Here is a 13,847-nt window from a genome sequence, read left to right on the forward strand (position 1 = left end):
TGCCGTCTGGATCATCCTGGCACAGGGTTCTAAATAAATGGCTTCGAAAAAGCCGGGGAATCGAGCGTTCGGGTTTACGCGGCGCATACCTGGAATCGGAAGGCGGACATCATGGCATTGAACCCCGGCGCAAAGGCCGCCTCCCTGGCGGCAAGCCAGGCTCCCTCCGCACTTGGAGACCTGCCGGAATGGGATCTCGGCGACCTCTATCCGGGCATGGATGCGCCCGAGCTGAGGCGCGACCTGGCGAAGGCCGCCGAGGACGCCGTCGCCTTTGAGGAACGCTGGAAAGGCACGCTTGCGAGTGAAGCCGCGCGTGGCGCCGAAGGCCGCCTCGGCGAGGCGCTGCGCGAATATGAGGCAATCGAGGAACTGGTCGGCAAGATCGCCTCCTATGCCGGGCTGATCTATGCAGGCGACACTTCCGACCCGCAGCGCGCCAAGCTTTATGGCGACGTGCAGGAGAAGATGACCGACGCCAGCGCGCATCTGCTTTTCTTCGCGCTCGAACTGAACCTGGTGGACGATGCGCTGATTCTGTCCGCGCTCGACGCCGACCCGGCATTCGGCCACTACCGGCCCTGGGTGCTCGATCTCCGGAAGGACAAGCCCTACCAGCTCGAGGACCGCATCGAGCAGCTGTTCCACGAAAAGTCGATAACCGGACGCGGCGCCTGGAACCGGCTGTTCGACGAGACGATGACCGATCTGCGCTTCGAGGTCGGCGGCGAGGAACTCACGCTGGAGCCGACGCTCAACAAGCTTCAGGACCCCGACGGCGAGGTGCGCCGCGCCGCCGCCGAAGCGCTGGCGAAGACCTTCAAGGAGAATCTGCGCACCTTCACGCTGATCACCAACACGCTGTCGAAGGACAAGGAGATCTCCGACCGCTGGCGCGGCTTCGAGGACATCGCCGATTCGCGGCATCTCGCCAACCGCGTCGAGCGGAGCGTCGTGGATGCGCTTGCCATGGCCGTTCGCGAGGCCTATCCGCGTCTGTCGCATCGCTATTATGCGATGAAGGCGCGCTGGCTCGGCATGGAGACCATGAACCATTGGGACCGCAACGCGCCGCTGCCCGAAACACCGCAGGCGACCATCGGATGGGACGAAGCAAAAAACACGGTTCTGTCGGCCTATCACCGCTTTTCGCCCGACATGGCCGACATTGCGCGGAAATTCTTCGACCGCCGCTGGATCGACGCACCGGTGCGGCCGGGCAAGGCGCCGGGCGCATTCGCGCATCCGACCGTGCCGTCGGCGCACCCTTATGTGCTCCTCAATTACATGGGCAAGCCGCGCGATGTGATGACGCTGGCGCACGAGCTCGGCCACGGCGTGCACCAGGTGCTGGCCGGCGCCCAGGGGCCGCTTATGGCCTCGACGCCGCTGACGCTCGCCGAAACCGCCTCGGTGTTCGGCGAGATGCTGACTTTCCGCTCGCTGCTGGACAAAACCATCGACCGCCGCGAGCGCAAGGCCATGCTCGCCCAGAAGGTCGAGGACATGATCAACACGGTGGTGCGCCAGATCGCCTTCTACGAGTTCGAGCGCAAGGTGCACACCGAGCGCAAGAATGGCGAGTTGACCGCCGACCGGCTCGGCCAGTTCTGGCTGGAGGTGCAGGCCGACAGCCTGGGACCGGCAATCAGGCTGCGCGAGGGCTACGAGACGTTCTGGACCTACATCCCGCACTTCATCCACTCGCCCTTCTACGTCTATGCCTACGCGTTCGGCGACTGCCTGGTGAACTCGCTCTACGCCGTCTACCAGAACGCCGAGCGCGGCTTTCAGGAGAAGTATTTCGACATGCTGCGGGCCGGCGGCACCAAGCATCACTCCGAGATCCTGGCGCCGTTCGGGCTAGACGCCACGGATCCAGCCTTCTGGCAGATCGGACTCAGCATGATCGGCGACCTGATCGACGAATTGGAAGCGCTGGAGTGAGACAGGTTGGCTTTACCCTCCCCCTTGAGGGGAGGGTCGATCCGCGCAGCGGATCGGGGTGGGGGTCGTAACAAGCGTGGCATCTTCTTTTCCACCCCCACCCCGTCTCGCACCCGCCGCTCCACGGCGGCCGCTCGCCGACCCTCCCCTCAAGGGGGAGGGTAAAAGCGCTTCACCCTTCGTCCTCTTCCGCGACGACCCGGCCGGGCGCGAGGTGCTGTTCGAGCAGCCGCGCGAGATCATCGCTCCTGATACGGCGGAAAGTTTCTTCCCGGCGCTGGAAGCGGCGCAGGCCGCCCATGAATCGGGAAAGTGGCTTGCCGGCTATTTCTCCTATGAGGCCGGCTATCTGTTCGAGCCGAAGCTCAGGCCGCTTCTGCCTGAAAGTCGGCGCGCGCCGCTCTTCTGCCTCGGCGTGTTCGACGGCCCATCCGACGCCTCCCCGCCCGACCGGCAAGCGCCCCCCAGCAACGGGCCGATCTTCGACGCGCGGGCAAGCTGGTCGTTCGAGGATTACGAGAAGCGGTTCGCGCGGCTGCACCGGCATCTGCGCGAGGGCGACTGCTATCAGGCCAATCTGACTTTTCCGGTAAACGCGCAATGGTCGGGCGAGGCGCTCGCGGCCTTCAATGCGCTGACGGCGCGCCAGCCGGTAAAATACGGCGCGCTGGTTTGTCTCGGCGAGCCGCTCGTCCTGTCACGCTCGCCAGAGCTCTTCTTCGAGATCGACCGCAAAGGCTGGATCGAGACGCATCCGATGAAAGGCACCGCCCCGCGCGGCGCGACGGAGGCGGAGGACAAGGCGCAGCGCGAATTCCTGCGCAACGACCCGAAGAACCAGGCGGAAAACCGCATGATCGTCGATCTGTTGCGCAACGACATCTCGCTGATCAGCGAGGTCGGCACGCTCGACGTGCCGGAGCTTTTCCGTATCGAGACCTACCCGACTGTGCACCAGATGGTGAGCCGGGTGCGCGCGAAACTCCTGCCCGATCTGACGATCGCCCAGATCTTCGCCGCACTGTTTCCGTGCGGGTCGATCACCGGCGCGCCGAAGATCCGCGCCATGGAAATCCTGCACGCACTGGAGGGGACGCCGCGCGACGTCTATTGCGGCGCCATCGGCTGGATCGCGCCGGACGGCACGATGCGGTTCTCGGTGGCGATCCGCACCATCTCGCTCTTTCCGGGCGGCGAGGCCGTCTACAATATCGGCGGCGGCATAGTCTTCGATTCCACCGCCGAGGAGGAGTATGCGGAATGCCTTCTGAAAGCGCGGTTCGCGACGGGAACGGTGCCGGCTTCGAGCTGATCGAGACGCTGCGCTGGGAGCCGGCGCGTGGCTTCGTGCGGCTGGAGCGGCATATGGCAAGGCTGGCAGGCTCGGCGCACGAGCTTGGTTTCAAGCTGTCGCCGGCCGGGATCGATCGCGCGCTTCGAGACGCCGCTGGCCGCGACGCGCCGCTGCGTGTCCGCCTGACGCTGCGACGAGACGGTAAGGCGGAGGTTACGACGCAGCCATTCACGCCGCTCGCCCCGGACGCTGTCTGGATGCTGCGAATTGCCGAAACCCGATTGGACCCGAACGATCCGCTGCTGCGCCACAAAACGACGCGGCGCACCGTCTATGATGCGGCGCGCGCGGAATTTTCGCGCGAAGCGGCAGACGAGGTCATCCTGCTCAACCAGCATGGGCAGGTCTGCGAAGGCACGATCACCAATGTCTTTGCCGATATGGGCGACGGCGTCCTGCTGACGCCGCCGTTGCGATGCGGCCTGCTGCCCGGCGTGCTTCGCGGCGAGTTGCTGGAAAGCGGCAAGGCCAGGGAAACGGTGCTGAAGGTTGACGATCTTCGCCGCGCGAACGCGATTTTCGTCGGCAACTCGCTGCGCGGGCTGATCAGGGCGCGCCTGGGTTAGACAGAGCACTCCTGTCCACCCCCCTCTGTCCTGCCGGACATCTCCCCCGCAAGGGGGGAGATTGGCAGCTTCGCCGCTGCCGCCAATCTTTCAGCGCCGCAAGCTGGACGCGGCATTCGAGAAGGCAAATCTCCCCCCTTGCGGGGGAGATGTCCGGCAGGACAGAGGGGGTGGACAGGAATGCGCTGTTTTTGCCGAAGGCCAAGTTTGACAATTCTCTACCGCTGCCAATCGAAACGCGCTACGATTCCGCCATGGCTTTAAGCATTGAACCGTCACGATAATTCGGCTTGTCTCCTCCCCTCCATACCCCCTATGACGGCTCGTCGAAGCCGTTCTCGATCGGCCTGAAGCCGCTGGACCTCGCCGAATGGATCGAGATCGGCGACGATCTGGACATGTATCTGGCCGAGAAGCACCGGCTCTACGCGACGGTTCCCGACAGGGTTTTCGTCGAGGAACCGAATACGCGGGAAGCGCAGCGTGAAGTGCTCGATCTCATCGAGGCGCATCTGGCCCGGTATCATCCGGAACTGCTTGAGCGGCTAACGGGCAACGCGCGAAACGGCGACGAAGCGGAGCCGCCGCTTCTCACGGCATCCCTGCTCGTCCAGGAAGATTTGATCCTGATGCGCAGGGGCGAGAACGGCTGGCGGCTCGCGGCGGGGTCGCTGTGCTTTCCGTCATCCTGGTCGCTGGGCGAGAAATTCGGGCGGCCGCTGCATGAAATCCACGCGCCGGTGCCGGGATTCGGCGGCGGCACCCGCAACGCCGATCTGATAAGCCGCATGTTCGACAGCCTTCAGGGCCAGGCGGTGCTGCGCTGGAACTGGTCGCTGCAGGCCGGCAACGATCTTTACCTGCCGTTCTCGCACCGGGAGCGCGTGGACCGGGCGACGAACCGGCCGCCGAAATTTTCGAGCGACGAGATCGCGGCTCGGGCCTTCATCCGCGTCGAGCGCCAAACGCTGCGCAAGCTGCCGGTTTCGGGCGACATTCTTTTTACCATCCGCATCCATCTCGACCCGCTGGCGGCGATCGAAAAACATCCTGAGCGCGCCGCGCTCGCCGCGTCCTTTGCCGATCAGCTCGAAGGGCTCGACGAGGCGCAGCTGGACTATAAGGGCCTGACCGCCGACCGCGACAGGCTGGTGGCGGTGCTGCGGGGCATCTCATGCGTCCGCTAAGCGTCTGTTTGGAAACTCTACTCTGGCGGGTCATCTGCCATAGCGAGTTTCGAAACAGACGCTAACCAAGCATTGTGGTTTTCGCTTTATTGTGACGAGGAACTATGGTCTTCAACTCGACCATCCGTCGAGATACACGCATAACGCGCGAACCAGGAGTGTCTGAAGAATGGCGAAAGAAAAGTGGCCCGTCCACGGTGAGATAACCGGCCCGGTGGTGATGATCGGCTTCGGGTCGATCGGCCGCGGCACGCTTCCCCTCATCGAGCGCCATTTCAAATTCGACAAATCCCGCATGACCGTCATCGATCCGCGCGACGACGACCGCAAGCTGCTCGACGAACGCGGCATCGCCTTCCTGCAGGAGGCGGTTACGAAGAAGAACTACAAGAAGTTGCTGACGCCGCTTCTGACCGCGGGCGGCGGCCAGGGCTTTTGCGTCAACCTTTCGGTCGACACCTCCTCGCTCGAACTCATGAAGCTCTGCCGCAAGCTCGGCGTGCTTTATGTCGACACTGTCGTCGAACCCTGGCTCGGCTTCTATTTCGATACCAAGGCCGACAACGCCTCGCGCACCAACTATGCGCTGCGCGAAACCGTGCGCGAGGAGATCCGCAAGAATCCCGGCGGCGCCACCGCCGTCTCCTGCTGCGGCGCCAATCCGGGCATGGTGTCGTGGTTCGTCAAGCAGGCGCTGGTCGATCTCGCCAACGACCTCGGGCTCCAATTCGCCGAGCCGGCGGAAGGCGACCGCGAAGGCTGGGCGCGGCTGATGAAGCAGGCCGGCGTCAAAGGCATCCACATCGCCGAGCGCGATACGCAGCGCACCAGGAACCCCAAGCCGATGAACGTGTTCTGGAACACCTGGTCGGTCGAAGGCTTCATTTCCGAGGGGCTGCAGCCGGCCGAACTCGGCTGGGGCACGCATGAGAAATGGATGCCGAAAAACGCCCGCAAGCAGAAGAAGGGCTCGAAGGCCGCGATCTTCCTCGAACAGCCGGGCGCCAATACGCGGGTACGGACATGGTGCCCGACGCCCGGACCGCAATACGGCTTTCTCGTCACTCACAATGAGTCGATCTCGATCGCCGATTTCTTCACCCTGCGCGACAAGAAGGGGAAGGTCTCCTACCGTCCGACCTGTCACTACGCTTATCATCCCTGCAATGACGCCATACTGTCGCTGCACGAGATGTTTGGGTCCGGCGGCAACGCGCAGCCGGTGCATCACGTGCTCGACGAGGACGAACTTGTCGACGGCGTGGACGAACTCGGCGTGCTGCTCTACGGCCACGCCAAGAACGCCTATTGGTACGGCTCGCAGCTTTCGCTTGCCGAAGCGCGCAAGCTGGCGCCCTACCAGAACGCAACCGGCCTGCAGGTCACCTCGGCGGTTCTGGCCGGCATGGTCTGGGCGCTGGAAAATCCGCAGGCAGGCATCGTCGAGGCCGACGAGATGGACTACCGGCGCTGCCTCGAAGTGCAGTCGCCCTATCTCGGGCCGGTCAGGGGCTATTACACCGACTGGACTCCGCTGGAGGGCCGCCCCGGCCTGTTCGCGGAAGACCTCGACACGAAGGACCCCTGGCAGTTCCGCAACATGCTGGTCCGATAAAGAGGCCGTCATAATCTCGGCCTGCCGTAGCGGCGCGAGCATCGGGGTTCGCTTCCGTTTACCGGGAGTGCTAATCTTCGCGCCCGAAGCTGCAAGCAGAATATCTGCGGGGGCGGCGGGACCGTGACAAATGCGAAACAGTTTTCGGGCAAACCCGGCCAGGCGGGACCTGAAAACGGCGAGCGCCTTGATTTTCCGCGTACGCCAAGCGACACAATCACGATTTGAGAAGAGAGGGATGATCGCCATGGTGCGCAAACTGTTTTCCGCAGCCGCTATCGCCGCTGTGGCGGCGGGCCTCGCCGGCTGCATGACCGGCGGCCCCGGCGGGGGACCATTGGCCGCCGCCCCGACGGGCGTGGAAGGCGAGTGGCTGAGCACAGACGGCGTCGCCGTGTCGCGCTTCTCGGGCGGGGTGTTCCAGACGACGGCGCTCGACACCGGCAACAAGCTGGCCGACGGCAGCTACCAGATGGTGGACAACCGGAACGTCGCGATCACCGTCAAATCGCTCATTCGCCAGACGACCTCAAGCGTCAATTGCGCGCTGGTCGCCTCCAACCAGCTCAACTGCACCAGCTCCACCGGCCAGCAATTCGTGCTGACGAGGCGTCCGGCGGTCGGCTGATCCGGCCCCGGAGCCAATCATGCCAAGGTCTGCTTGCGGCGCTGTTGTGCGCCGCGCTAACCTCCCGCGACTGAGGGAGGCAGCATGAGCGAGCATTTCGACGACCTTGAGACGCGAGACCCCGCCGAGCGCGAGGCGGCGCTGTTTGCGGCACTTCCCGGATTCCTGCGCAGGGCGACGGCGGCAGCGCCTGGCCTCGCCCGCTGGCTGGCCGACATCGACCCTGAGGCGGTGACGAACCGCGCAGCGCTCGCCGGCCTGCCGGTGCTCAGGAAATCCGGGCTGATGGAATTCCAGCAGGCCGATCCGCCCTTCGGCGGCTTTGCCGATCCGGCCGCGTTGCGGGGCAACCGCGTGTTCCACTCGCCCGGCCCGCTATGGGAGCCGGAGCTCGGCGAGGATGTCGCGGAAAACACCGCCCGCGCCTTCTTCGCCGCCGGCATCCGCGCCGGGGACATCATCCACAATGCCTTCGCCTATCACATGACGCCGGGCGGCTTCATCCTCGACGCCGGCGCGCGCGCGCTCGGCTGCATCCTGTTTCCGGCCGGCACCGGCAACACCGACATGCAGGTCGACGCAGCGGCGGCGCTGAGGCCCTCGGTCTACTGCGGCACGCCGGACTTCCTCAAGGTCATGCTCGACCGCGCCGCCGAGACCGGCAAGGACCTGTCCTCCTTCCGGCTGGCGCTGGTGTCGGGCGGAGCGCTGTTTCCCTCGCTGCGCGCCGAGTACAAGACGCGCGGCATCGACGTGCTGCAATGCTACGCCACCGCCGAATTCGGCGTCATCGCCTATGAGAGCGCTGCCGCCGACGGCTCGCCCAATCCGGGCATGATCCTCAACGAGAAGCTGATCGTCGAGATCGTTCGCCCTGGCACCGGCGACCCCGTCGCGGAAAGCGAGGTCGGCGAGATCGTCGTCACCGGCTTCAACGCCGGCTATCCGCTGGTGCGGCTCGGCACCGGCGACATGTCGGCGATCCTTCCCGGCCTGTCGCCCTGCGGCCGCACCAACGCCCGCATCAAGGGCTGGATGGGCCGCGCCGACCAGCGCACCAAGGTCAAGGGCATGTTCGTCGATCCGGCCCAGATCGCCGCGGTGGTCAGGCGGCATCCCGAAATTGCCAAGGCACGGCTGGTGGTCGCCCGCGACGGCGACCGCGACGCGATGGTGCTGCATGTCGAGGCGGCAAGCGGCGCTGCGCCCGATCTTGCCGGCGTCGAGGCTTCGCTGCGCGAAATCACCAAGCTCGGCGGCGCGGTTCGCCTGGCAGCGCCCGGCTCGCTCGCCAATGACGGCAAGGTCATTTCCGACGAGCGCGACTACAGCGCCTGATTGCACCGGATGGTCCCGCCAGAGCCCGGGATTCCTCTTGCATCCGGCAAACCGCAATGTGAACATGGATCGGGGACCGTCTCGCATGAGCGGTCATGGGAGTCGCGCAAAGCGCTCCGACAGGGGATCACTCGGGAGACTGAAATGAAGAAGTTCGCCGCCATCGCAGCCCTATCGGCATCGGCAGTCGCCATGTCGGCGGGCGCTTCCTTTGCCGACTACACGCTGAACATCCTGCATATCAACGACTGGCACAGCCGCATCGAATCCAACAACAAATTCGAATCGACCTGCTCGGCCGAAGAGGAAGGCAAGGGCGAGTGCATCGGCGGCGCGGCCCGCCTGGTCACCGCAATCACGGACCGGCGCAAGGCGCTCGAAGGCCAGAATGTGCTGCTGCTCAATGGCGGTGACAATTTTCAGGGCTCGCTGTTCTACACCACCTTCAAGGGCGCGGTCGAAGCCGAATTCCTGAACCTGATGAAGTTCGACGCCATGACCGTCGGCAACCATGAGTTCGACGACGGCGAAGATGCGCTGGCGCCGTTCCTCGACGTGATCAAGTTTCCGGTGCTCTCCGCCAACGTAAACGCCAATGCGCAGTCGAAGGTCGGCGACCGCATCAAGCCGTCGATCACGCTCGACGTCGGCGGCCAGAAGATCGGCATCGTCGGCGCGGTCACCAACGACACGCCGGAAGTCGCTTCGCCCGGCCCGAACATCACGATCGAGGACGACATCAAGACGATCACCGCCGAGGTCGAGAAGCTGAAGGCCGCCGGCGTCAACAAGATCATCGCGCTGACCCATGTCGGCTACCCGCGCGACAAGGAGATGATCGCGAAAATCCCCGGCGTCGACGTGGTGGTGGGCGGGCATTCGCACTCGCTTCTGTCCAATACCGACGACAAGGCCGAAGGCCCCTACCCGACCATGGTCGACAATCCCGAGGGGTATAAGGTTCCGGTGACGCAGGCCGCGTCCTATTCCAAATATCTCGGCGAGTTCACCGTCACCTTCGACGACAATGGCGTCGTCAAGGAGGCCAAGGGCGATCCGCTCTATCTCGACAAGTCGATCAAGCCGGACGAGGCGGTGCTGGCTCGCATCAAGGAACTCGGCGCGCCGATCGAGGAGTTGAAGAACAAGGAGGTCGCCGAGACGACGGCGACGATCGACGGCAGCCGCGAAACCTGCCGCGCCAAGGAATGCGAGATGGGCAATCTGATTGCCGACGCGATGATCGACCGTACCAAGGACCAGGGCGTGACGATCGCCATCCAGAACGGCGGCGGCATCCGCGCCTCCATCGACGCCGGCAAGGTGACGATGGGCGAAGTGCTGACCGTGCTGCCGTTCCAGAACACGCTGGCGACCTTCCAGTTGACCGGCAAGGACCTCAAGGCCTCGATCGAGGCCGGCCTTTCCGAGATCGAGGAAGGCAAGGGCAAGTTCCCGCAGGTGGCCGGCCTGAAATATTCCTTCGACAAGTCGGTCGCGCCCAATGAGGGGCGGCTGAAGTCGCTCGAAGTGATGGAAGGCGGCGCATGGGCCCCGATCGACGAGGCCAAGACCTACACGATCGCCACCAACAATTTCGTGCGCGGCGGCGGCGACGGCTACAAGCTGTTCGCCGAGAACGCGCAGAACGCTTATGATTACGGCCCGAGCCTTGAACAGGTGGTCGCCGACTATCTCGCGGCGAACCAACCCTATGCGCCGAAACTTGAAGGGCGCATCACCGAGGTAGGTGCGGCGGTCGCAGCAGCACCGGCAGCTGAGCCAGCGCCGGCGGCAGAGCCGGCTCCCGCAGTCGCCGCCGCTGAACCAGCGCCCGCGCCTGAAGCGGCGATCAAGATGCCCGATTTGCCGGCCGCATCCGGCGAGATCGCCACGGCAGCGCCGACGGTCGAAGCCGCGCCTGAAACCGCGGCGGCCGCGCCGGTTGTCGAACCTGCCCCGGCGGCGGAGCCGGCAAAGCCGGCCGAACCGGAAATGGCGGCAGCACCCGCAGCAGCCGAGCCCGCGGCGACGGCCATGCCCGACAGACATGTGGTCGTCCCAGGCGATAATTTCTGGGATATCGCCGAAAAGATCTATGGCGACGGGTTCAAGTGGAAGGCGCTGTCCGAGGCCAACCCGCAATATGCGCCCAAGAAGCTGCCGGTCGGGGCGACGCTGAAGGTTCCGCCGGCAAGCTGAGCGTCCCGGCCGCGATGAAAGAGAGCCCGTCCGGAACATCCGGGCGGGCTTTTTTCATGGCGAGGTGCGGCCAGACGCAGCATTGTATTCCACGGTCATGCGGCTAGGTTCCCGGCCGTTACCGGAGAAGCGCTGAATGGATGCCGCGAAAACCAGCAAGACATCGAAAGCCGAGACGGGCGGCCAATCGCCGTCCGGGCATCCGGCGCTGAAATCGCAAAAGATCGGCGTCATGCTGGTCAATCTCGGCACGCCTGACGGCACCGACTTCGGCTCGATGTGGCGCTATCTCAGGGAGTTTCTTTCCGACCCCCGCGTGATCGAACTACCGCGCATCGCCTGGTATCCGATCCTCTACGGCATCGTGCTGAACACCAGGCCGAAGAAATCCGGAGCGAACTACCGCAAGATCTGGAACAGGGAGCGCGACGAATCCCCGCTGCGCACCTATACCCGGTCGCAGAGCGAGAAGCTCGCCGAGGCGCTGCGCGGCGAGCCGCAAATCGTTGTCGACTGGGCGATGCGCTATGGCAGCCCGTCGACGAAAAGCGTGGCGGAGCGCCTGGTGGCGCAGGGCTGCGGCCGCCTGCTGGTCCTGCCGCTCTATCCGCAATACTCGGCAACGACGACAGCGACCGCGAACGACAAGCTGTTCGCCGCGCTGGCGAAAATGCGCCGGCAGCCGGCTGTCCGCAGCGTGCCGGCCTATTACGACGATCCGGTCTATATCGACGCCGTCGCCCGCTCGATCGAGACGCACCTCGCCTCTCTCGATTTCGCGCCGGAGGTGGTCATCGCCTCTTACCACGGCATCCCAAAAGCCTATTCCGACAAGGGTGATCCCTATTACTGGCACTGCCTGGAGACGACACGGTTGGTGCGCGAGCGGCTGGGCTGGGGAGAGGAAAAGCTGATCACCACCTTCCAGTCGCGTTTCGGCGCGCAGGAATGGCTGCAGCCCTATACCGACAAGACGGTGGAAAGGCTCGCTCGGGAAGGTGTTAAGTCGATTGCAATCGTCAATCCCGGTTTCTCGTCGGATTGCATCGAGACGCTGGAGGAGATCGCAGTCGAGGCCCGCGAGATCTTCCTGCATGCGGGCGGGGCCAACTTCGCCCACATACCCTGCCTCAACGACAGCCCCGGCGGCATGGCGGTGATCGAGGCCCTGGTGCGCCGCGAATTGTCAGGCTGGGTATAAAAAGATCTGCGCTGTGCCGCATGGATTCCCGACACTCTCCGCTCGTTCCTCGCTCATGAGGTCGGGAATGACGGATCTGATGGAGGCTCCTGCCAATCTCCGGCGTTGACGATTTTCAGCATGCCTCTATGCGTTCGTCATTCCCGACCTCGTGAGCGAGGAACGAGCGGAGAGTGTTGGGAATCCATGCCTCGACGGTCACTACATGCTCTACGACGACAGACATTCCGCTCGTGATTGTGTCGACGCCGAAACCCAATTAGAAGTTTCAGCAGAAACCGGCGGCCGACTATGCCGGCCGCATTTCCAGGGGGAACTTTCATGCCGTTCACCGGCCTCGACATCATCATTCCGATCCTTGTCATTCTCGTCCTGCTGGTACTGTTCACCAGCATCAAGACTGTCGGCCAGGGCTACAACTATACGGTCGAGCGCTTCGGCCGCTACACCAAGACGCTGACGCCGGGCTTGAACCTGATCATCCCCTTCATCGACCGCATCGGCGCCAAGATGAACATGATGGAGCAGGTGCTGGACGTGCCAACGCAGGAGGTCATCACCCGCGACAACGCCATCGTCGCGGTCGACGGCGTGGCCTTCTTCCAGGTGCTCAACGCGCCGCAGGCGGCCTATCAGATAACCAACCTTCAGAACGCGATCCTCAATCTCACCATGACCAATATCCGCTCGGTCATGGGTTCGATGGATCTGGACGAGTTGCTGTCCAACCGCGACACCATCAACGACCGCCTGCTGCGCATCGTCGACGAGGCGGCGAGCCCGTGGGGCATCAAGATGACCCGCGTCGAGATCAAGGACATCAACCCGCCGGCCAATCTGGTCGACTCCATGGCCCGCCAGATGATGGCCGAGCGCACCAAGCGCGCGCAGATCCTCGAGGCCGAGGGCCTGAAGCAAGCGCAGGTGCTGGAGGCCGAGGGCCGCAAGGAAGCAGCCTTCCGCGACGCGGAGGCGCGCGAGCGCGCGGCCGAAGCCGAGGCGCGCGCCACGCAGGTCGTATCCGAGGCGATCGCCAAGGGCGACGTGCAGGCCCTCAACTATTTCGTCGCGCTCAAATACACCGAGGCGATGGCCAAGATCGGTTCGGCCAACAACAGCAAGGTCGTGCTGCTGCCGATTGAGGCCGCTTCGCTGATCGGCTCGCTGGGCGGCATCGGCGCCATCGCGCAGGAGGTCTTCCGCAACGAAGGCACCGCCGGGGCGCAGCGCCAGGCGGCGCGGCCGCCGGTGGTGCGGCCCGACCAGGGTTGAGGATAGCGGCAATGCTCGAAAGCATCTTTGTCGAACTCGGGCCGTGGAACTGGATGGTTCTCGGCTTCGCGCTGCTCGCGCTGGAACTCGTCGTTCCCGGCTTCTACCTGCTGTGGATCGCGCTGGCCGCCCTGGTCATCGGGGCGGTGTCGCTGCTGATCTGGGATGCCGGCTTCTGGATCTGGCAGGTGCAGGTGGTCGCGTTCCTGGCGCTGGCACTGGTCGCGGCCTATCTCGGCCACAGGCTGATGGGCGGCAGAAACGCCGAAACCGACCAGCCGCTGCTCAACCTTCGCGGCGAACAAATGATCGGGCGCACCGCAACTCTGACCGAGCCGATCCGCGAGGGGCGCGGACGCATCCAGCTCGGCGACACATTGTGGAGGGTGTCAGGCCCCGATTTGCCGTCCGGCACGCGTGTCCGGGTCAAGGCCGCATCGGACTCGGAGCTGATCGTCGAGGCGGTCTGAGCCGAGTTATTTGGCGGTATGATCTTGTCCGAAAAGTCTGCAACTTTTCGCTGCGCGGACCTTCGGT

General features: G+C 64.4%; 11 protein-coding genes. All 11 read left to right on the forward strand.

Features of this window, described 5'->3' with window-relative positions:
• Positions 1-111 precede the first annotated feature (111 nt).
• The 11 genes from G6N73_RS11285 (at position 112) to G6N73_RS11335 (ending at position 13,780) form a co-directional block, all read left to right on the forward strand.
• Positions 112-1,947, forward strand: a complete 1,836-nt coding sequence (locus G6N73_RS11285) for a M3 family oligoendopeptidase (protein ID WP_165027607.1) — start codon at positions 112-114, stop codon at positions 1,945-1,947.
• 214 nt (positions 1,948-2,161) lie between these two features.
• Positions 2,162-3,259 carry an aminodeoxychorismate synthase component I gene (locus G6N73_RS11290; RefSeq protein WP_165027731.1) on the forward strand — a complete coding sequence of 366 codons (1,098 nt, stop codon included), beginning with the start codon at positions 2,162-2,164 and terminating at the stop codon, positions 3,257-3,259.
• Positions 3,208-3,867 carry an aminotransferase class IV family protein gene (locus G6N73_RS11295; RefSeq protein ID WP_165027609.1) on the forward strand — a complete coding sequence of 220 codons (660 nt, stop codon included), beginning with the start codon at positions 3,208-3,210 and terminating at the stop codon, positions 3,865-3,867. Before G6N73_RS11290 ends, G6N73_RS11295 begins: the two co-directional genes overlap by 52 nt.
• Before the next feature lie 290 nt (positions 3,868-4,157).
• A complete protein-coding gene (locus G6N73_RS11300) occupies positions 4,158-5,054 on the forward strand; it encodes a heme-dependent oxidative N-demethylase family protein (protein ID WP_165027611.1) in 897 nt (298 codons plus the stop codon).
• 169 nt (positions 5,055-5,223) lie between these two features.
• A complete protein-coding gene (locus G6N73_RS11305; protein WP_165027613.1) occupies positions 5,224-6,669 on the forward strand; it encodes a homospermidine synthase in 1,446 nt (481 codons plus the stop codon).
• 238 nt (positions 6,670-6,907) lie between these two features.
• Positions 6,908-7,297, forward strand: coding sequence for an outer membrane lipoprotein Omp10 (gene omp10 / locus G6N73_RS11310; protein ID WP_165027615.1), 390 nt, complete (start codon positions 6,908-6,910; stop codon positions 7,295-7,297).
• Between the two features lie 84 nt (positions 7,298-7,381).
• Positions 7,382-8,635, forward strand: a complete 1,254-nt coding sequence (locus G6N73_RS11315) for a phenylacetate--CoA ligase family protein (RefSeq protein WP_165027617.1) — start codon at positions 7,382-7,384, stop codon at positions 8,633-8,635.
• Positions 8,636-8,779: 144 nt separating this feature from the next.
• On the forward strand, positions 8,780-10,837 hold the full coding sequence (locus tag G6N73_RS11320) for a 5'-nucleotidase C-terminal domain-containing protein (protein WP_165027619.1): 2,058 nt from the start codon (positions 8,780-8,782) through the stop codon (positions 10,835-10,837).
• A 136-nt stretch (positions 10,838-10,973) separates the two neighbouring features.
• Complete coding sequence (gene hemH / locus G6N73_RS11325) at positions 10,974-12,038, forward strand: ferrochelatase (protein WP_165027622.1); 1,065 nt, start codon at positions 10,974-10,976, stop codon at positions 12,036-12,038.
• 321 nt (positions 12,039-12,359) lie between these two features.
• A complete protein-coding gene (locus G6N73_RS11330; RefSeq protein WP_165027624.1) occupies positions 12,360-13,310 on the forward strand; it encodes an SPFH domain-containing protein in 951 nt (316 codons plus the stop codon).
• 11 nt (positions 13,311-13,321) lie between these two features.
• The gene (locus G6N73_RS11335) at positions 13,322-13,780 is read left to right on the forward strand and encodes an NfeD family protein (RefSeq protein WP_165027626.1); all 459 of its coding nucleotides are present in this window, start codon (positions 13,322-13,324) and stop codon (positions 13,778-13,780) included.
• Positions 13,781-13,847 lie beyond the last annotated feature (67 nt).

This window comes from Allomesorhizobium camelthorni, from assembly GCF_011045125.1.
Classification (GTDB): domain Bacteria; phylum Pseudomonadota; class Alphaproteobacteria; order Rhizobiales; family Rhizobiaceae; genus Allomesorhizobium; species Allomesorhizobium camelthorni.